Here is a 20,889-nt window from a genome sequence, read left to right on the forward strand (position 1 = left end):
ACGCTGAAAAGCGGCGGCGCGACACCAACGGACGTGCTGCGTTTGCAGGCGTTGTACACAGGCAGCCGCGGTAATGGTTTTGCTATAACTGTACAGCCGACTTTGGGTGACGAGCAGGCGCGTGAAGTGCGCCTTTATGAAGGAACCAAGCTGCTGGGTACGTACAAAGGCAGTGACGGAACGGCTGCTTCGATTGCCGAAGCCATCAACAAAAACAGCGAAAACGTATGGGTGAAGGCCGAGGTTGTCGGCAATGGCGGCATTCCGGCGGACGTCAGCGGCGTGCACCTCACTGGCGGCAACAGCGGCAATAGCAAGCTGGTGAATGCCGATTACATCGCCATGCAGGAAGCGCTTGAAGGACAGGAATTTAATGTGCTGGCGCTGGATTATGCAGCGGATATGGCATTGCTGCAAAGCTTTGCCGCCTGGATCAAGCGTGTCCGGGGCGAAGGCAAAGGCGTAATCGCAGTATTCGGCGGTTCCGCGGCGGATGATGTGTCCAAAACGGCTGTCAACGTGGCCTCACAGCGTTCTCTTGCGCTAAACCATGAAGGCGTCGTGAACGTCGGTACGGGCGTACGTCTGGCAGGTACGGACTATAGCTCCGCTCAAACGGCTGCCTATGTAGCCGGACTGATCGCAGGCCAGCGTCTGAATCAATCCGCGACGTATGCGGTTACGCCTTTTGAGGACGTGACCCGCCGCTGGACACGTTCCGAGCAGGAGCAGGCTGTCCGTAACGGGGTCTTCCTGTTGTTCTTCGACGGTCGTCAGGTCAAAGCGCTGCGCGGGATCAACAGCTTGGTGAACCCGGCTGCCGGTCAAAACAATGCGTGGAAGAAAATTCGCTCCATCCGCGTCATGGATGCGATTAACGCTGACTTGCAGCGTGCAGCCGAGGAGACTTATATCGGCAAAATCAACAACACGGTGGAAGGCCGTCTGGCTCTCATCGGTGCAATCAAGGAATATCTGGCACAGCTGTCTTTGAGCAACGTCATCGAAGCAGATGGCTATGATGTCATTCTCGATCCGGCATACTACGGCGATGCTCCAGTGATCAAACCGGAACCGGATCAAGTGTTCCTGCAATGGAACGTGAAGCTGACAGACGTGATGGAGCAGCTGTTCGGCACATTTTACGTGCAATAAATAGCCATTTTACGTGCATAAGCATTGTGCGGCAATTCAGCAAGACTGAATTTGTTTTTTTATCATGAGGATTTGGTAAATCCCAAACTACATTATGGATTATTTTGAGGAGGAAAAAGAAATGTTGGATGCTTCAAGAGTCATTTTAGGTACGTATGGTCAGGCGCATGTGGACGGGGTGTGGCAGACGAATATCAATAAGCTGGAAGCCAGCGTGGAAATGGAAAAACGTGAGCTGAATCTCGTGGGCAACGAGTGGAAGGTGCACAAGCGCGGTATTAAAAAAGGGACGGGAACGATGAGTGGCTACAAGGTCACGTCCGATATGATTCGTCGTGGTTTTAACCGTTTTGAGATTATTACCAAACTGGATGATCCTGAAGCCTTTGGACATGAAAGTATTCGTCTCATCCGTTGCACTCCTGACAAAATCCAGCTTGCCAATTGGACAGCAGGCGAGGAAGTACAGGAAGAAACAACCTTCACCTTCGAAGGCTACGAGCTGCTTGATCCGATTGTAGCGAACTAATTAAAAAACGGGGAATGGGGTGCTGTCAGGCATTCCGTTCCCCAAATACAAATAAGGATTTTGCAAAATCCTGAAATTAAAAATAAGGGAGAATGACTTATGAGCTTGAATGAAAATATGACAGAAGAACAAATCTTGGACAGCCTGTTTGAAGCTGCTGAAAAGCTGCCGGAGGAAACGGTCCGTATCAAGCGTCTCGATATGAAAATTGTGCTGCACGGCCTGACCTCCAGCAAAGTAGACAGCATTCGTGAACGCTGTACGATCCGCCGGACCGTAAAGGGTGCAGTGGATGAGAAGGTAGATACCGAGACCTTTAATGCCCTGCTGATCTCGGAAGCTACCGGCAAGCTGGAAGTGAAGGGCTTATCTCTTAACGGCTGGGGCGATCCCCGGATTACAAGCCGTTTGAAGTTGTCCGGTGGCGAGCAATCTGTCCGTCGTATGCTGCTGGCGGGTGAACTGGATGCAGTAGGGGATAAGGTGCTCGAACTGTCCGGCTTTGGCGTTGAGATTGCTGATCTAAAAAACTAATCGGCTCCGGGGGAATGACGACGATGCTGTACCACTTGTGGGTCCGGCACCACCTCCGCCCCGGAGACTTTTGGCGGCTTCCCCGCGGCGAGCGTATGCTGCTGCTGGCGTTTGCCGAGCAGGAAATGGACAGCATGGCAGCTTCAAAAGCATAAACAAGGAGGTGAACATGATAGATGGCAGAAGCATTAAATTACCGCATGAACCTGGTGATCGATCCTAAAAACGTCATTAAGGCGAACCGCGAATTACGCGCGATGGAACGCTATTTTGAGCGGATTCAAGGGCGTGTGTTGAAAATCGGCCGCACCCGCATGGCCCCGGAAATTGTGCTGAACGATATGGCCTCCAAAGGCTTGGATAATCTGTTGAATAAGATAAACCGGGTTAAATCCCAGATTATTAACGCTTCGGGCAGTGTGGATTTAAAGGTGAAGAGCAGTAGTAGTGTGTCCATCGAAGGAGTTGATTCTCTTGTAAAAGCGCTAAATAGTAATACAAGTGCAATTAAACTTAAAGCTTTATTAAAAGAAGACAAGCCTAAACCAGAAGAAGAGAAAAAACTTCCAGCGTGGGCTGAGAAACTACAAAAGGCATATGAACCTGTCAAGGTTGTACAGGATGTATACAAAGGAGTTACTGGTGAGGATTTAAGTGTTCAAACAATTTGGAAAATGCCTGAAAGAATATCGAAAACAAGAGAAAAATTGCAAGAAACAAGAAAATCTTGGAGAGAAGGCGGCGCATTAAGCGGACTAAAAACTCTCTTTTCAACAAAAAAACAAGAGGCTGCTGAAGGAAACACGGAAGGTACATCAGGTAATAAAGATCTTGCGGAGATTAAAGAATTAATTAAAAAATTAATTCAAGTTACCTCAGATAGGTCTACTGGTGGCGGCGGTGGCGGATTTGGTGGCGGCAATGGTCCAGGAAGAAAAAACAGACGTTCAGGAGGCAGAAGGTCCGGTAACAGAGGCGGTGGTCGTCGGTCTTCGGGTGGACAAAGAGATTTTAATTCCAGAGCCGGAGATATTGCGAGGAACAATACAAGAGACCAAAGCTCAACACGAGGAAACAGAAGCGGACGACAAAGCGCCGCAGGCTCTGCGGAATCCAATCCCCGGATTAATCCTAACCGAAGAGTTCCAAGTCCAAGAAATAATCCGAGAAACCCCCGTGGCCGTCGTTCTTCCAGATCTGGTGGTGCTCTCAGTATTGTGGGCGGCTTGCTAACTGGTGAAACAGATATAGATGCTTCCTCTGTTCTGGATATGGTGAAAGACAGCGGATTAGTTGAAAAAGTGAGTAAAGGCCTTGGCGTAAGCAAAAAGCTCATTAGTGGGCCTTTGGGGGTTCTGGCAGATGCAGCAAGCATAGCTACATCAGCTCCGGGCAAGGAACGCGCACAAGCGATTGGTTCCACTGTAGGTGGGGCCGTTGGGAGTACGGTAGGGGGAGCAATAGGGACATTTTTGCTTCCAGGTGTTGGTACTGCTGTTGGCTCATATGTAGGAGGTTTGGCTGGTGACTTCTTAGGCGGTAAAGTGGGCGGCTGGATTTCAGATCATGGCTCTGAAATCAAGGAAAAGGCCTCCAAAGTAACAGGCTGGCTGTCTGACCAAACCAAAGCCTTTGGTGATAGCATTTCTAACTTCTTTTCTTTTGGCGGAGATGACAAGCCTAAGAAGGAAGTAAAACCGCCCGCAGTTCCCAAACCTGCTGTACCACCTCTACCGGCTGTAGCCGTGGCCGCTAAACCATTACCACCTATGCCGCCTTTCCCTGGCACTCCAGCAGTATACGGACCTCCGCAGCCAGGAGTAAAAGGCGTTCCTAACCCTTATGGACCGATGGCTATCGCTAATCAAGGCGCCAATCCAAGCCCATTATTGAATACTGCGGTTCATGCGAACAATGGAGCCAAGGCTAAAGGTAAAGCCAATGGTAATCCGACTCCTCAAGTGGTACAGATTAGTCCTGAACAAATGGGAACACTATCAGGCTTTTTGAAGGATTTTAAAACGGAAACCACCAACCAATTCAATCTTCCTGCGGGGGCTGTACAGGTCACTGTGCATGAAAACAAGCTGGATGTGGATGGGCTGATTACGCAAATTGGCTACCGTCTCAAAGCTGAAATCTTGCGGGCAACACAGAATACCAAGCCTGCGGGCGCTGGAGCTGTGTAATGCAGTGGAATGGTAGCAATGGGGGAGGAGGTTATATATGAAAAATATGGAGTTTAGTTTGACGGATGGTAAGGGAAAAAAGTTTCAGTTTCCGGTGAATCCCGAGGAAGTGACGATCTCACGCCAAAAGGGATTTGATACAACGACGATTTTATCCTACGGGGAGTTTGATTTTCCGCAAGGAGAGAAGGTGAAGGAAATCTCCTTCTCTTCTTTTTTTCCCACGGAGTATGATGAATCGTATTGTAATTATCAGGATATTCCCGATCCGCAGGAGGCTATGAATACACTGAATGGTTTCTTGTTGTCCCAAAAGCCGCTGCGCTTCATTATTACGGGGACATCCGTGAATGTGCCTGTTATTGTAGCCTCTCATAATTCGACCTTTCGCGGCGGGGAATCCGGGGATGTGAATTTTGATCTTTCGTTGCGGACCTGGAGGGAAATGAAGGTATCCAAAAAAGCCGGCAGCGGGTCAAAGTCCGCGACAGTCAACAAAAAACCTCGCACAGATATGAAAGAAAAGAAAAAAACATATACGGTTAAATCCGGAGATTCCTTGTCCAAAATTGCCAAGCTGGAGCTGGGAGACAGCTCGCAATGGAGTCGTATTTATCAGCTTAACAAAAAGGTCATTGGACAAAATCCGAATGCGATTAAACCAGGACAAAAGCTGGTGCTGTCATGAGCTATAAAGTCATTTTACAGGATAAATATGATTTATCGCCGCTCGTGGAGAATATTAATTTACGGGACTCGCTGGAGCAGATCGCTTATCAGGGCACAGTCAATCTGGTCGTTACGCCCGATATGCCTGCCATTTCGCCTGGGATGTCGATCCGTGTTAGCGGGATTCCGTATGGCAAAAAAGACTATGTTCCCTTGTTGTCTCCAGCGGTAATCTGGGAAGTGGAAACCTCCAACAGCGGGCTTAAACGCATGACGCTGACGCTGTATGATCGTACAGTGTATTTGGACAAATCGGAGGATGAATATTTACTCCCTGCCAAGCAGACGGCTACCCAGCGTTTTCAGAAATATGCGAGGGATTGGAAGCTGAAAATTGCTTCTTTACCGGACACGAAAAAGCAGCTTGGACGCGCGGTATATCGGACACAGTCCATTTATTCCATGATGCTGGGCGATCTGCGGGAGACAGCAAAGGCGGGCGGCAAACTATATCATCCACGCATGATTTCTTCCGGCTTGGAGCTGTACGAGCTGGGAACGAACAAAGATGTGTATGCTCTGGAGAGAGTTACGGATACAACCCAATCCCGTACGCTGGAAGGCGCGGCCACGAGAGTAAAGGTGCTGGCTACGGCGGCCAGTGAAACAGGCAAAGAGGTTCCCTCCAAGGTGATGGCGATTCAGGAAAAGGATATTGCCAAATATGGAACCCTGCAGGTCATTGTGCAGGATGACGAAGTGAAGTCCGGTGCAGCGGCACGTGAGCTGGCTAAAAGCAAGCTGAGAGGCATACAGCAGACGATATCCGTGAATGCGCCGGACATGAACACGATTCGAGCAGGGGACGCGGTGATGCTGGGTTCCATGAAGCTGCTGGTGATTTCCGTGAGCAGGGAATTAGGGAATCCCGGCAGCATGTCGCTGGAACTTGGAACGTATGACGATGTAAAAAGGAGGTTTTATCTTGAATAAGGACCCCTACGGGCATTTGGTCACCGCTTTGCAGTCCTCATTTCACAAGCATACCAAGCAAGCGCTGAGTGGAGTAGGCGCGGTACTGGGTACGATTACCTCCACCGGACTCAAACTGGACGATTTTAAACATGAGCTTCAGGATTATCTGGTCGCTGAGCTGCCGGGATTGCTGTCTGTCCCCCGTCATATGTATAAAGGCACCTCGACCTCGGTGGAGTCGGAGAATTGGGAGGGCAAAGAGCTCAAAACTTCCTTTTACATCGGGGAGGACGAGCTGGAGGATGTGAATCTGAGCCTGAATGAAGGGCTTAAGCCCGGAGATCGTGTACTGGCAGTTCGGGTGAATAGTGGTAACGATGTAGTTGTCGTGTGCAAGGTGGTGAATGGACGTGGCTAATCTATTTCCAGAAACAGATGATATGATCTGGACAGATACAGATATGACCGACCCGGATGTGCTGGAGGATAACCGTGCAGTATTTGGACGAAGCTGGCGGTTTGATTTTGAAGCCGGGGAGTTTGTTATGAGCCCCAGTCGTAAAATTGTAACCACAGGTGAAAAAGAAGCCTGGGTACAGTGGTGTGAAAAAGCCATCCGCACTCCTCGCTACCGTCATGTGATCTATTCCCCTGACTATGGCAGCGAGCTGGAGGAGCTGATTGGCAACAGCTATGGGCGCGGTGTACAGGAAAGCGAAATTAAACGCATGGTCACAGAAGCGCTGCTGGCAGATGCCCGAACGGCCAGTGTGGATCAGTTTACATTTCGCTGGGAAGGTGAGGCATGCCATTTTAGCTGCCAGATTACGAACGTGCGGGATGAAACGGAAATTGTGGAAAGTGTGGTGATCTAATGGCAGACTTGCCGGAATATTTGGTAGACCAGACGGAAGAGGAAATTTTAAATCGGATGCTGGAAAAAGTGCCTTCGGACATTGATAAGTCCGAGGGCTCTTTTATTTGGGATGCGCAGGCTCCGGTCGCATTTATGCTGTCCGAAGCGGCGATCTGGGCGCAGGAGCTGCTGCGACGTGGCTTTGCCAGCACGGCAGCCAGCGACAACCCGGAGTTTCGCTCGCCGGAGCTGGATTTGCGAACGGCAGAGCATGGGGTGACACGGCGAGAAGCGGTTGCCGCCTCAGGTACAGTCACGTTTACAGGCACAGCGGGAACAACCGTCCCGGCCGGAACGTTGGTGGCGACGCCGGCAGATGATGTATCCGGGGAAGCTTCTATTGAGTACGCGACCACAGCATCGGTAACGCTGGATGAACAGGGGACAGGAACTGCGGCCATTCGGGCGATTAATCCCGGACGCAGCGGCAACGTGCCTGCGGGTGTCATCCAGGTGATGGCGACCCCGATTAGCGGGATTTCCTCCGTGATCAATACAGAGGAAACAAAAAGTGGCACAGACATTGAGAGCGACCAGCTGTTGCTGGAGCGTTTTTATGCCAAAGTGCGAAACCAGGGTACAAGCGGTAATAAAGCACAGTATACCCAGTGGGCAAATGAAATTGCCGGAGTCGGCGGTGTAGAGGTTGTTCCACTGTGGAAAGGGCCAGGAACTGTAGGCTTATATGTGCTGGACACGGACAAACGGGCTGCTAGCCCGGATATCGTCGCCGCGGTGCAGAAGTATATTGATCCGACGCAGGATGGACAAGGCGAAGGGCTGGCACCAGCGGGTCCTGTGGTGACGATCATGCCAGCGAATGAAGTGGCGATTAACATTTCAGTCAAGGTACAGCGTACCAAGGAGAAGCCAACCACGCTGGATGAAATCAAAAAACTGATCGAAAGCGGAGTACGGACTTATTTGAAGCAGCTTGCTTTTTACAAGGAAGACCCGTTGGTTCGATATACCCGGATTTCCGCTGTTTTGCTGGACATTCCGATCATTATTGATTTCTCTGAGCTAAAAATCAATGGACAGAGCAATCAGAATATTGAGATTGGAACAGGTCAGGTGGCCGTGCTGGGGACGGTGAGTGTCAGTGAGTAATAATGAAATGAACCGTAGTACCAGCGCTTCCTTTTCCGCTCGAGCTATGGGAGATGATATTCAAATCGACAGCTTGCGGGGACGCGAGCTGTTTTCCTTTTTACCGTCTTATTATGAAACCTCACGTGTGATGCGTTCCGATATGGATGCGAAAGGCAGCGAATTGGACGCCTTGTATCTCGCAATGGATGCAACGGTGGGGCAGTTTTTCGTACGCACCGCTACGTGGGGGCTGGAACGCTGGGAAATGGAGCTGGGCATCGAAACCGATCTTGGCAAGCCGTTGGATCAGCGACGTGCGGTGGTGGAGTCGAAGTTGCGAGGGGCCGGGACTTTTTCCGGTCAGCTTGTCAAAAATGTAGCTGAGGCGTATGACGGAGGTACGGTAGATGTTATTTTTCACCCTGCCGAATGGGGATTCACGGTCAAATTTATTGATACCATCGGGATTCCGCCCAACGTGGAAGATCTGAAGGCAGCCATTGAGGAGATCAAGCCCGCTCATATGGCGGTGGAGTACAAATTACGCTACCTGACCATTGCCGAAGTCGAGTCTATGACCCTCTATGAAAATGAACATACAACACAGGATAGATATCTAGGAGGTGGCGCATAACATGGCAAGTGAAAAAACACCGAATCTTGGTTTAAATCAAATTGACCGCACGTCGCCCAAAACAACGTATTTTGATCTGGAGAAGTATTTGGATCAAAACTGGCGCTCTGTAGATGATTTTGCAGGTGATGTGAATGATGGTGTGAATGCGATCAAGAAGCGTCTGGATACGACGGAGCGTAAGGCGGTAACTCTGGAACCCGGGGTACAGATTGTACATGCGGAAAAGGCTGCGCCCTTTTCGCTTACAGGGCTGAGCGGGCGTACGTTGGTTAACTTGCTGGGACGATGGGGGAATTTGAGTAGCTTAACAGGGATACTCCCCTATCAATCCGATCTAGTGCTAGATACTTTGAATAAGGGAACAATGCTTAATTCGTTAAAAGTAACGATCAAATCGGGATATACAGTCGGAGTGGGTTTTTATAGCAATTTTAAGTTTTTGGCCGGGAAATATTATATTGCAATTGCAAAAGCGAAAGTAGGGAACGCTACAAATGCGGGAATATCTGCCCCGACCGTTCTGGCAGGAACGAAAGTTACGGATAAAACTAAATTTACTACGACTTGGTTCAGGCTGGCTCCTACAAGCGACGTGACTTCAAACATAGATTTGGTAATAGAGGGTACTGAAGGACAATATTCCTATTTTGAAGCTGTGCGTATATATGAAATTTCAGCAAGCGAATACGCTGCATTGGCGGAGATGACAGGGGAGCAGATTGATGCAAAGTATCCTTATGTAGACAGCATAACGCCTGTACGTAATCCATATGCAATCCGATATGGCGAGAATTTACTGCCGCCATTTTATGAATGGCAAACAACAGGTCACAAAATATCAATTAACTCACCATACTCTATTGAAGGAGAGCTTTTGAGTGGAGCAATTGGAACGGATGCATACGCAGTTACTTATCTTGATATAATTCCCAATAAAGAGTATACGCTTACCAATCCGGCTGAAAGTACAGGTAAAATACGGATATCCACGTATAATGCCTCTGGAACACGTATTCAAGGTGTCTTCATTAATCCCGGTGAATCACGAGTTATAAAAATGGATGCATCTGCTGTTCGAATTGGTGTGCATATTAGTGGTGTCACACAGTACACAAATGAGTTTAACGTCGATACCTGGAGTTGGCCAGTAGGTACGAAACGTAAATTTTACAGCCCAATTCTCAACATTGGCAATACTGCCAAGCCATTCAAACCACGTGAAGATTCTATGCTGGCGTTGCAAACAGATTTATACGCAGACTCTGTTACAGGAGCGAATGCGGATACAATCTTTGAACGTGAGGGGCAATATTTCAAAAGTAAAAAGTGGCAAGGAGTGACACTGGATGGCTCATTGCCGTGGGTTTACTTCACGTCAGCAGCGGGGTATAAAGTTGTTCGGATACCTGTCTCTAATGGATTAGTTGACAGTGAGAGGATAACAAAGTTCGACGGCAAGCTGATTCAACATGTTTTCCCGCTGAGTGGGCCGGATCAATCCCATCTTAGTCCCGAATCCGGTGTTGTGGGTCTATCCATTTCTAGTGCAGACAGTGGATGGGGAGACAACTACACACCGACAGCCGATGAGATCAAGGCGTATTTTATGGGCTGGATAATGTATGATGGATCGATGAATGGCGGAAATGCTAACCCTGATACCCCATCAGGTAATGTGTATAATGGCACCGGGTCGAAAGCTTGGTGCCGCCGTACTAATGGAGTGACTCGAGCTTTTTCGGACCCTACAGCTACACTACCAACAACTCTAGCGCCAAAATGGACGCCTTACGAGCTTATCTACCAACTAGCCACGCCTACAGTAGAGCCTATCGTATCCGAGGGACAGCTAACCTTTACCGAGGGAGACAATCAGGTAGAAGTCAGTTCGGGGATTGTGCTCCGGGAACGAGCGTCAGTCTTTGAATATAATAATACGGCCTTTATTGGGTCTAAAGCGCATGTTACTAGCTATTTGAGTACCCCATCAAGAAAAATACTAGGCGTCTATGCTAATGGTCGAAAAGATTCGAAATGGAGACTTACTACTGCATATGATTGGGCTTACGCCGAGGCTCCATCCATCAATTACGATAAAACAGTAACCTATACGGTTTCATTTTTAACTCTAACTCAATCTCCTATAGTCCCAATCATAGGCTCATACGCAATCAATGAAAAGACCTTGCTGCTTGATTTGATAGATAGCGTACAGCAAGCTAATTCGAGGGTATCTGTGCTGGAGAATAAGAAGGCGGAAAAGGACAATCCTTCGTGGATCGTACCGACTTTACTCAATGGCTGGTCGAACTATTCGTCAATACTATCTCAGATTGGGTACTATAAAGACTCTGAGGGACTTATACACATGAAAGGGGTTCTAAAACTCGGTACGCTTAACACCGCTATGTTTATTTTGCCGCCCGGATATAGACCTAAATTGAGTCGTGTTTTAGTAACTGCTGCTAACACGGACACGCAAACTGATGTGCTAGGCCGTGTGAATATTAACGACAACGGTTCCGTTATCCCGTTATCTATAAACGGGATAAGTATGATACAAAACGGATGGATTAGCTTAGATTCTATACCGCCGTTTCTAGCCGAACAATAAGGAGGAAAGCGCATGAAAGCAGTACCTAAAGTAAATACAGATGGCCTCTATCTGGAGGACAAGCTAGTGGACGATGCCTTTTCGGGCGTCGTCCCTTTTTATGCTCAATCTCCGCTCACTCTATCTGTTACAGATCAGCAGCTAGACACCTATCAAGTTACTTCTGCTAGTTCGAGTGCTATAGACGAAGAGATTTCAGAAAACATCCCCGCTGGTTATACGGTAGGTATTCCTGTGCCACCGGGCCTATACCATCCTCGTTTTGACATCCAGGGTTGGTTGACCTATGAAGCAGAATATAACGAAAAGCTGATAGAAGCCCAGAAGAAGTATGAGCTAATCAGCAAGGAAACTCAAGCTTCATTTCAGAAGCTGCATGATGAATGGCAAAGCAAGCCGGAAAATGAACGCGGGGACGATCCTGTATATTCTGTTCCGGCTTTTACATCTCCAGAACGAAGAAACCCAACAACATTCTGGGATGAAGCTTTAAGTGACGAAGCGATTCGGGAACTGACACAAAAAGCGGAGCAACAGCCAAGTGAGGAAGAGCAATTGAAGCAGCGTATAGCTGATCTCGAAGTGATGCTAACTCAGCTCATGCTTGGTAGTACAGGAAAATAACTTGTACTGACTGCTGCTATATACAGCGGCAAGAATTTATACAAAAGAGGTGAAGTCATCACTATGGCAACTCTAACAGAGACCCAATTGCGTATTTGTGCTCGTGCTTGCATCACCCGTTATGACCAGGGAGAGGGCGATATAGCGACCATCATTGGAAGCTACGCTTTAGATAAAAAGCAACGTGAACAGGTGATAAAAATGATTTTATCCCATCGTTCTGATCTGGTACTGGATAACATAGAGGATTCGTCATCTATGGAGGTTTCCAATACACAGCGAGAAACGGTTAAATGGTATAGCTCTATTTTCCGCAAGAAAACAGTATAGAGAACAGAGCAAAAACATCCTGTACCCAAAGGAGGAATAAGCATGTATGAAAGAATGAATCCTTTTAAAAGGATTCAATTTCGGTCAGGTGGCAGAGCTGGGGATGTGAGTATTAATGGGCAGTGATATAAAAAATCAAATGAGTAGCGTACGAGGCCGGGAGCTATTCTCCTATCTTCCACCCTATTACGAAACCTCCCGTGTCATGCACGCCGATATGGATGTTAAGGGTAGCGAGTTGGATGCTCTATACCTCGCGCTCGATGATACGTTAGCCCAGTTTTATGTTCGCACTGCCACTTGGGCGCTGGAACGTTGGGAGATGGAGCTAGGCATCCCGATTCATTTGGAAAAGCCATTGGAGCAACGACGATCCGTTGTGGAATCTAAACTCCGTGGGAGCGGCAAATTTTCAGGGGATTTAATACGGAAAATCATGAACTCATTTGGTGTCGATGGACAAGTAGATTTTGAACCGACCGAGTACAAGTTCGGTATAAGCTTTGAAAACCGTATCCCTGAAAATATGGTTGATTTTAAAAAGATCATAGAGGATATTAAGCCTGCTCACCTTGCTTTTTATATGAATAACAAGACTAGGCTTGCATTTCTTCATAAGAATGAAATAGTTCCTCGTATTCGATTACGTTCGAGAGTTCGTTTTTTTGGCGGGAGGCCGTGGTATTTTGATGGCATTGAGCTACTGAATGGAGTTGCTTCATTGTCCGGGTGGACTGGGGAACGCTTACGGAATTCGAACCTTATGAAGCTTGTCGTCATGCATCATGTGAATAATTATCAGGAAGGCAGTATGAAGATTCGAGACCATTATTGGAAGTTGGATGGGAGTATGAAGCTGGATGGAAGCCAGATGCTAAGCTCAAGTGAGACAATTGTTTCCATTTAAAAAGCTCATGCAGCTCATTCAACACTGGAAATAACTTGAAAACGGGCATGGCTGCCCTGCGAGCTAATTCAAGAATAAATTTTATTTGAAAATAGAAAGGATGGTAAGCATGGCAAAACAAGTTCTGACAATTACGACTGCTTACGCAAGAGAACAAATTGCGCGTGCCCGAGCTGAGGGAGGAACGCTGACAAAAGTGATAAAAATGGCTTTTGGCAGCGGAGGTGTAGATCAAGCGGGGGAGCCACTGCCTTTGGACGGAACAGAACAGACGTTGAAAAAGGAGCTCGTCCAGAAGGATATTACCAGCTATGAATTCATTGCCCCTGCGACAATCCGCTATACCTGTTCACTTGCGGAAACCGAATTAGCGGGTGAGACCATTAATGAGCTTGCTTTAGTAGATACAGCGGGTAAGCTGACTGCCGTTCGGACAATGAGCAACAAGGTCAAGGACAGTGATATGGAGTTTGTTTTCGAGATTGATGACATTTATTAAGGAGGATGAAAAGTATGAGTATACAACAGCCACGCAGATTTGTTACTACTGATCAGGGACATGCGGACGTTCTAAATGTACCAATTGATACTCTGTACACGAATGACCAGGGACTGGCCGCGCAGATTGAAAGCATTAAAAAGGATCCGGCTGCAAACGGTGTTGCTTCCAAGGAAGCATTGGAAAGTCACGCCAGCAGTACAGATCTCCACGTTACAGCAGCCAAGCAAGCGGCATGGAGTGCAGCAGAAGCTAACGCCAAGAAGTATACAGAGCAATATGCAGCACCAAAGCAGCATAGTCACCCGGCATCGGATTTGCCTTCTGCGTCAACACAGGCAAGAGGGATTGTGCAGCTTAATACTTCTACAGGGAGCACAGCTACAGATCAGGCAGCCACGCCCAGTGCGGTAAAGGCGGCTAATGATCGAGCAAATGAGGCTTACAGCCGGGCCGACCAGGCTTTTACACAAGCCAGTGATCTTAAATTAAAGGTCGCTAACGCTATCACTGGCAAGGGCGGCAACGCCAACTCTGGGATGACAGGAGATCAGTTAGCGGCAGCAATAAGTGGATTATCTTCTAAAAAATCCGCAAGTGGAAATTTTAATGGTCAGGTATCTGTTACTTCTACTAATCCTACAATATCGTTAGCAATCTCAGGATTGTCTTTTACGCCAAGTATCGTATTGGTTAATATAGCAATTTCCAGTAGTACTAGTGATTATAATGGCTATATTAGCAATCTCGCAGGTATTCGTACTTATAGAGGTGCAGATGCTTCTGTTTCTTATTCAGGTATAGCAGGTGGGTTTAATTTAAATATTAGTGCAACCGTTTATATGTCCAATAATGTTAAAATACAAGCTTATCAATGGTATGCTTTCGAATAAATTAGGAAAACTCATACAAATTTTTGATTTATGTGCTTTATGCCTTTGGACGACCCAAGGGCATTCATTTTACACCTTGATTCAAAAGGGGGAACAAATATGCATGAAAAAATCGATCAGATTTGGCTGGGGTTTTCCACGGGGACCCTGATCGGTTATTTTTTCGGAGGGTGGACGACGATGCTGACGTTGTTGTTATGGATGGTCATTATCGACTTTTTTACAGGCTGGGCGGCGGCCTGGATTAATGGGCAATTGAAAAGCCGCCAGGGCTATTATGGTGTTTTTCGCAAGGTTACGGTGTTTTTGATGATTACGGTGGCTCATCTGATCGACGGTATTCTGGGGGATGCACATTATTTCCGGGATGCCGTTGTTTTCTTTTATTTGGCGAACGAACTGCTGTCCATTATTGAAAATGTAGGCAGAATGGGGGTGCCGATGCCGGATATTTTGCGGAATGCGGTAGCCATTTTTGAATCCAAGTCGAGCGGAGAAAAGAAAAAGCCGGCAGACCCTTCTGGCAAAGGGAATAAAGCTTCATAAAAGTGTCATCCGTAACTCAGTATAAGGGTAGTAGGAGCGGAATCCACGTTTGCCTTATTTTTAGCGCAAAGATGGAAAAGCCCGGACCGTTTCAGTGGTCCAAGCATATGGATAACCAAGACATAGTTGGGATACATGATCACAAATAGATAAGGAGGGGACGCCTTATGCAAAATCGCAGTTCTAACGCTGCCGAAGGCATTGATGTGTCCCGATACCAGGGAACGATTGATTGGAAACGTGTACGTGCTGATGGCAAATCGTTTGCCTTTATTAAAGCGAGCCAAGGACAGCGCTACGTCGATCCGACATTTATCACGAATGCAAAAGGGGCGAGAGCAGCCGGGATTCTGCTGGGAGCTTACCATTTTGTAGATGCGACCAGTGTCAACGCAGCAAAAGCGGAAGCAAGGCATTTTGCTGAGGTGCTGGATCAGGTGGGCGGCGCAAAAACGCTGGATTTTCCAGCGGTGATGGATTATGAAAACAATCCGGGCGGGCTTAGCTCAGCCGCGATTCACGAGGTTGCACTCGCATTTTTAACGGAGTTTGAACAGGTAAGCGGCCGCAAGCCGATGGTATATACGGGCAACGCCTTTGCTGCCCATTTCAAAGCTCCGCTGGGTAGCTATAAGCTGTGGATCGCACGCTATAGCACGCGTGTGCCTGGTGATACTGCGGCATGGAAAAGCTGGGATTTTTGGCAATACAGCGATAGCGGACGGGTTGATGGAATTCAAGGACCTGTTGACCTGAATGTATACGCTGGTACAGAGGCCGAGCTACGTCAGGCATTTGCAGGAGAAGAGGAGGATGAGCCGATGACAGTAGAGGAAAAAGCAACATTTATAGCCTTGCAGCAGCAGGTCGCCGCGCTTGAAAATAGCAAGGATGTGCTCAAACAGACACTGAATGAACAGAGTGCATATATTAAAAAAGTAGACCAGCGAGTAGCTGAACTGGAGGCCCGTCAGGCTATGCCTGTACCGACCTGGGCGAAGGAAGCCATAGCTGCCGCCGTGGCATTTAATCCGGCAAGCCCGATTGTGGATGCGAAGCTGTCAAGCAGCTACGATTTTTATCGTTTATTGGTCGTGCTGAACCGTCTGGGTGTATTTAAAACAAGTAAATGATCTTTTGCAAATCTTATGCCCAGAAGAAATTATTTTCATGTGAGCCAAGCTATACGCCTGAAACATAAATAGACAGGCGGTTCAAGGCAACCGCCTGCCCTTATTCAAAAAAGCAATTCGATGTCCTCTTGGCTAAATTGAACATACATATCCATAAATTTTGCTATATTTTCTTTCTTGAACATTTCCGATCAGTGTACTACTCTTGCTGTCTGAATTTCATGAACTGGGTGGAGTGGATTGCTGGGAAGTTATCAGAGCACTTGTATGTTTGTTTATTTCAGTACATACCTTAAGAATTGGGATATAAAGGATGGTACTTATATTGTAAGCGGAATATGTTCACCCATATAGTGCCTGGCGATCATTTTTCCATCTTTAAAGGAGCTCAAAAGGAGCTCAAGCTGTCGCAGTAGGTTTGGTGCTGGATACATTTTTGAAATAAAGCCATGCTTCTGCTGGAAAATGAGGATTACAAGCAGGAGCATTTATTTTAATATGCTTGTGTAAACTTATTTGTAATATTAATTAACATGATGCATAAAAATATATCAAAATGTATGAAAAACACCCTTGTCTGCTTCCAAATTTTATAGTAAAGTATCCATTAATCAGCTTTGTTTGAACATAATATTCACTGCTTGTGAGTATATGTCACACTTTCACCACGATCTAACATACACCACTTCGTTTTAATTACATCTACTGATTATACTCTAAAGCACTCAACCACTAGATTAGGAAAGTTTTTATACCCGTATTTTCCCAAAAAAAGCCTGTCCATAGAACCTACATACCTGCCCTGCTATTACACCTTTTGATGAACTCGGAACTTGGGACTACAGCTTGAGGACAAGCTTGTCATGCCAGCCCATAGGATTGGCTTCCATCCAGTATCAAAGAATTAACAATATATAAGGTGTGAAAGGGGTTTGCTGCATGAGCAAAAAGTACGCAAAGCACAATATCTGGACCGTACTGCTGGTGCTTGCGCTGGGATTTGTTCTGGTGCTTTCCGGTTGTGGAGGATCAGGTGAAGGAGCGAAACCAGAGGCAGGACAACCGTCAGGCGGAGCGGGAGAAGGTGTGCAGGATACGCTAATTTATGGGCGCGGTGGAGATTCCGTGGCACTGGACCCTGCTATTGTGACCGATGGCGAGTCACTTAAAATCACACATCAGGTATTTGATACCCTGTTGGAGTATAAAGACGGCACCACGATTATACAGCCGGGATTGGCAGAAAGCTGGGAAGTATCACCAGACGGCTTGATCTATACATTCAAGCTGCGTCAGGGCGTGAAATTCCATGATGGAACCGACTTTAATGCGGAAGCGGTTGTTTTTAATTTTGATCGCTGGGCTGATCCGAAAAGTCCGTATAAATATGAGGGAGACTCCTTTGATTACTATGATTCCATGTTTGGTTCCGAGGAAAGCCGGGTGATCAAATCGGTCAAGGCCCTAGATGCCAACACCGTTCAATTTACGCTGAGTAAGCCGCAGGCTCCTTTTCTGCAAAATTTGGCCATGGCTACGTTTGGAATCGCCAGCCCTAAGGCCGTTCAGGAGAAAAAAGCTGATTTCAAAAGCAATCCGGTCGGTACAGGGCCGTTCGTATTTAAGGAATGGAAACGGAATGACTCCATCACGCTGGAGAAAAATCCAACCTATTGGAAAGAGGGGCAGCCGAAGCTGGCTAAGGTCATTGTTCGCTCTATACCCGACAATACCGCGCGCTTTAATGCTTTGCAAAACGGGGAAATTGATCTGATGGACGATATGAATCCGGATGATGTGAAGCAACTGGAAGGTAACAGTGAGTTAGTGAAAATTGAACGTCCATCCTTTAACGTGGCGTACATTGGTTTTAACTTGAAGAAAAAGACATTCAATAATCCCAAGGTACGGCAGGCGCTGAACCACGCGGTGAACAAGCAGGCCATCATTGATGCATTGTTTGCCGGACAGGCCAAGCCTGCGGTCAATCCGATGCCGCCTACGTTATGGGGATATAACGATAGTATTCAGGATTATGCCTATGATCTGAACAAGGCCAAAGCCTTGCTGGCGGAAGCGGGTTTTCCTAACGGACTTCCTGAGCCGTTAACCTTCTATGCCATGCCTGTATCTCGTCCCTATATGCCTGACGGCAAAAAGGTGGCAGAGGCCATTCAGGCGGATTTTGAAAAAATTGGTGTCAAAGTAAACATTCAATCCCCGGAATGGGCTACGTATCTGGATGATCTTAAAGGGGGAGAGAAGGACGATTTGTATATGCTGGGATGGAACGGGGACAATGGCGACCCGGATAACTTCTTGTACACACTGCTGGACAAGGATACGATTCCAGGCAATAACCGCAGCTTTTATGTAAATGAGGAGCTACACAAAATTTTGGTAAAAGCTCAAACGGAAGTCGATCAGGACAAACGTGCTGAGCTGTATAAGCAAGCACAGGAAATCATTAAAAAAGATGCTCCCTGGATTCCTTTGGTACACACAACACCTGTGATGGCAGGAAAAACAACCCTCAAAGGCTATGTACCTTCTCCAACAGGCAGTGAGTCTTTGGGTAATGTTTATTTTGAATAGCTTAAACGCAAGCAGGCGGTGAATTGGATATGAATGCATATTTTTTGAAAAGACTGGCCGTATTGATTCCTGTGTTGCTGGGCATGACACTCATCGTGTTTTCGATTATTCATGCCATACCGGGCGATCCTGCCGAAACCATACTGGGAGACAAGGCCACAGAGCAGTCCAAACAGGCGCTACGCGAGCAGTTGGGACTGGATAAGCCGTGGTTACAGCAATATGGAACCTATCTGGGTGAGCTGGCACATGGAGATCTGGGCGATTCCATCCGCACCAGACAGCCGATTGCCCGGGAAATGGTTCCTTATCTGGCGGCTACGCTGGAGCTGACGGTGGCAAGTATGTTTTTCGCCGTTGTGGTCGGGATGAACGCAGGCATCGTGAGTGCCTGGAAGCGAAATTCCTGGTTCGACTATGTAAGCATGGTCATAGCGCTTGTCGGGGTGTCGATGCCCATTTTTTGGTTGGGCTTGATGGAGCAGTGGATATTTGCAAATAAGCTGCATTGGCTCCCCTCTATCGGACGCATGAATTCTCGCGATCCGGTAGAGGCTGTGACGCATCTGGCGATTATTGATGCGATCATAGGGGACCGTATGGAACAGGTATGGACCGTCATCAAGCATTTGATTCTGCCGAGTATCGCACTGGGGACCATTCCGATGGCGGTCATTGCGCGTATAACCCGTTCCAGCATGCTGGAGGTTATGGATGCGGACTATATCCGCACGGCTCGGGCGAAAGGGCTGGCATCTTTTCAAGTGGTGTACAAGCATGCGCTTAAAAATGCCGCCATTCCCGTGCTTACCGTCGTTGGTCTTCAAACCGGCTCGCTGCTGGGCGGAGCGGTGCTGACGGAAACCATTTTTGCATGGCCCGGCATCGGACGGTACATCTTTGAAGCGATCAGTTCGCGTGACTATCCGGTGATTCAAAGCGGAATTTTGATCATTGCGTTCCTGTTCGTCATCATCAATCTGATTGTCGATTTGCTGTACGCGGTTCTTGACCGACGTATCCATTATCAGTAATCAAGTCGTCAATTGCTCAAGGGGGAGCTTGTCCGATGTCACAATTTTCAATGGAACCCAACAACATATCGACGACACGCACGATATTGACACATTCGCCTGTCGTGTCCGGTCCTTGGAGGGATGCATGGAGGGCATTTCAGCATAATAAGATGGCATTAGTCGGTCTGAGTGTTATTGTCTTTTTTGTCATCATTGCGTTGATTGCGCCGTGGATTGCTCCTTTTGATTATAAAGAGCAAAACCTGGTCAGCCGCTTGCAGCCTCCTTCGGCGGAGCATTGGTTCGGTACGGACGATCTCGGTCGAGATTTGCTGAGCCGCACGCTGTATGGCGCCCGAATTTCGTTGTGGGTCGGCTTTCTGTCCGTTATTGGTTCAATGATCGTTGGGACAGCTTTAGGTCTAATCGCTGGATTTTATGGGAAATGGGCGGATATGGTCATTTCGCGGCTATTCGACATTTTACTGGCGTTTCCGGGGATTTTGCTGGCCATTGCCATTGTAGCCATTTTAGGGCCTTCACTGGAAAATGCGCTGTACGCTATTGCGATTGTTAACGTGCCAACCTATGGGCGATTGGTTCGCTCCAAGGTGCTTAGTGTCAAAACGGAGGAATATATCACGTCTGCCAGAGCACTTGGTGCGAACGATGCACGAATTATACTGCGTTATATTTTGCCTAATAGCCTGACGCCCATTATTGTACAGGCAACATTGGGGATAGGGACAGCGATCATTGAAGCGGCGGCGCTTGGATTTCTCGGCTTGGGTGCACAACCCCCTGAACCGGAGTGGGGCAAAATGCTGTCAGATTCGCGCCAATATATCCAGAACGCACCGTGGACGGTTATTTTTCCAGGCATATCCATCATGCTGACCGTATTGGGCTTTAACCTGATGGGTGACGGGCTGCGGGATGTGCTTGACCCAAGGGCAAAGCGTTAGGGCAAAAGGGGCGAGGTACTTTTAGCGCCGCGCATTTTTTAAGTTTTACTTATATATTCCTATTTAATATA

At 47.6% G+C, this 20,889-nt stretch carries 21 protein-coding genes; all 21 read left to right on the plus strand.

The window, feature by feature from the left end:
* On the plus strand, positions 1 to 1,155 hold a 1,155-nt coding region (locus tag WG8_RS05680; RefSeq protein ID WP_007429162.1), incomplete at its 5' end, for a phage tail sheath family protein.
* Between the two features lie 121 nt (positions 1,156 to 1,276).
* A complete protein-coding gene (locus WG8_RS05685; protein ID WP_007429163.1) occupies positions 1,277 to 1,684 on the plus strand; it encodes a phage tail tube protein in 408 nt (135 codons plus the stop codon).
* Between the two features lie 99 nt (positions 1,685 to 1,783).
* Positions 1,784 to 2,218, plus strand: a complete 435-nt coding sequence (locus tag WG8_RS05690; protein ID WP_007429164.1) for a phage tail assembly chaperone — start codon at positions 1,784 to 1,786, stop codon at positions 2,216 to 2,218.
* A gap of 176 nt (positions 2,219 to 2,394) precedes the next feature.
* A complete protein-coding gene (locus WG8_RS05695; RefSeq protein ID WP_007429166.1) occupies positions 2,395 to 4,407 on the plus strand; it encodes a hypothetical protein in 2,013 nt (670 codons plus the stop codon).
* A 46-nt stretch (positions 4,408 to 4,453) separates the two neighbouring features.
* Entirely contained in the window at positions 4,454 to 5,095 is a 642-nt protein-coding gene (locus WG8_RS05700) for a LysM peptidoglycan-binding domain-containing protein (protein ID WP_043890829.1), read from the plus strand.
* On the plus strand, positions 5,092 to 6,069 hold the full coding sequence (locus WG8_RS05705) for an XkdQ/YqbQ family protein (protein ID WP_007429168.1): 978 nt from the start codon (positions 5,092 to 5,094) through the stop codon (positions 6,067 to 6,069). The genes WG8_RS05700 and WG8_RS05705 overlap by 4 nt, the downstream gene beginning before the upstream one ends.
* Positions 6,062 to 6,469, plus strand: coding sequence for a hypothetical protein (locus WG8_RS05710; protein ID WP_007429169.1), 408 nt, complete (start codon positions 6,062 to 6,064; stop codon positions 6,467 to 6,469). Before WG8_RS05705 ends, WG8_RS05710 begins: the two co-directional genes overlap by 8 nt.
* Entirely contained in the window at positions 6,456 to 6,926 is a 471-nt protein-coding gene (locus WG8_RS05715) for a DUF2634 domain-containing protein (protein ID WP_083837548.1), read from the plus strand. The genes WG8_RS05710 and WG8_RS05715 overlap by 14 nt, the downstream gene beginning before the upstream one ends.
* Entirely contained in the window at positions 6,926 to 8,077 is a 1,152-nt protein-coding gene (locus WG8_RS05720) for a baseplate J/gp47 family protein (RefSeq protein WP_007429171.1), read from the plus strand. Before WG8_RS05715 ends, WG8_RS05720 begins: the two co-directional genes overlap by 1 nt.
* Before the next feature lie 7 nt (positions 8,078 to 8,084).
* The gene (locus tag WG8_RS05725) at positions 8,085 to 8,693 is read left to right on the plus strand and encodes a putative phage tail protein (protein WP_332309834.1); all 609 of its coding nucleotides are present in this window, start codon (positions 8,085 to 8,087) and stop codon (positions 8,691 to 8,693) included.
* A gap of 1 nt (position 8,694) precedes the next feature.
* Positions 8,695 to 11,310 (plus strand): hypothetical protein, encoded by a 2,616-nt coding sequence (locus WG8_RS05730; RefSeq protein WP_007429173.1) that lies wholly within the window; start codon positions 8,695 to 8,697, stop codon positions 11,308 to 11,310.
* Positions 11,311 to 11,322: 12 nt separating this feature from the next.
* A complete protein-coding gene (locus WG8_RS05735; RefSeq protein ID WP_007429174.1) occupies positions 11,323 to 11,934 on the plus strand; it encodes a hypothetical protein in 612 nt (203 codons plus the stop codon).
* Between the two features lie 63 nt (positions 11,935 to 11,997).
* The gene (locus WG8_RS05740; protein WP_007429175.1) at positions 11,998 to 12,264 is read left to right on the plus strand and encodes a hypothetical protein; all 267 of its coding nucleotides are present in this window, start codon (positions 11,998 to 12,000) and stop codon (positions 12,262 to 12,264) included.
* A 115-nt stretch (positions 12,265 to 12,379) separates the two neighbouring features.
* On the plus strand, positions 12,380 to 13,171 hold the full coding sequence (locus tag WG8_RS05745; RefSeq protein WP_007429176.1) for a putative phage tail protein: 792 nt from the start codon (positions 12,380 to 12,382) through the stop codon (positions 13,169 to 13,171).
* A 109-nt stretch (positions 13,172 to 13,280) separates the two neighbouring features.
* The gene (locus WG8_RS05750; RefSeq protein WP_007429177.1) at positions 13,281 to 13,670 is read left to right on the plus strand and encodes a phage tail-collar fiber domain-containing protein; all 390 of its coding nucleotides are present in this window, start codon (positions 13,281 to 13,283) and stop codon (positions 13,668 to 13,670) included.
* A 14-nt stretch (positions 13,671 to 13,684) separates the two neighbouring features.
* Complete coding sequence (locus tag WG8_RS28060; RefSeq protein ID WP_007429178.1) at positions 13,685 to 14,563, plus strand: tail fiber protein; 879 nt, start codon at positions 13,685 to 13,687, stop codon at positions 14,561 to 14,563.
* A gap of 99 nt (positions 14,564 to 14,662) precedes the next feature.
* The gene (locus tag WG8_RS05760; protein WP_007429179.1) at positions 14,663 to 15,109 is read left to right on the plus strand and encodes a phage holin family protein; all 447 of its coding nucleotides are present in this window, start codon (positions 14,663 to 14,665) and stop codon (positions 15,107 to 15,109) included.
* A 167-nt stretch (positions 15,110 to 15,276) separates the two neighbouring features.
* Positions 15,277 to 16,242 carry a glycoside hydrolase family 25 protein gene (locus WG8_RS05765; protein ID WP_007429180.1) on the plus strand — a complete coding sequence of 322 codons (966 nt, stop codon included), beginning with the start codon at positions 15,277 to 15,279 and terminating at the stop codon, positions 16,240 to 16,242.
* 939 nt (positions 16,243 to 17,181) lie between these two features.
* On the plus strand, positions 17,182 to 18,837 hold the full coding sequence (locus WG8_RS05770; RefSeq protein WP_007429181.1) for an ABC transporter substrate-binding protein: 1,656 nt from the start codon (positions 17,182 to 17,184) through the stop codon (positions 18,835 to 18,837).
* Positions 18,838 to 18,866: 29 nt separating this feature from the next.
* Complete coding sequence (locus WG8_RS05775) at positions 18,867 to 19,871, plus strand: ABC transporter permease (RefSeq protein WP_007429182.1); 1,005 nt, start codon at positions 18,867 to 18,869, stop codon at positions 19,869 to 19,871.
* A gap of 35 nt (positions 19,872 to 19,906) precedes the next feature.
* A complete protein-coding gene (nikC, locus tag WG8_RS05780) occupies positions 19,907 to 20,818 on the plus strand; it encodes a nickel transporter permease (protein ID WP_007429183.1) in 912 nt (303 codons plus the stop codon).
* Positions 20,819 to 20,889 lie beyond the last annotated feature (71 nt).

Origin of the sequence: Paenibacillus sp. Aloe-11 (genome assembly GCF_000245715.1) — a bacterium.
Lineage (GTDB): Bacteria > Bacillota > Bacilli > Paenibacillales > Paenibacillaceae > Paenibacillus > Paenibacillus kribbensis.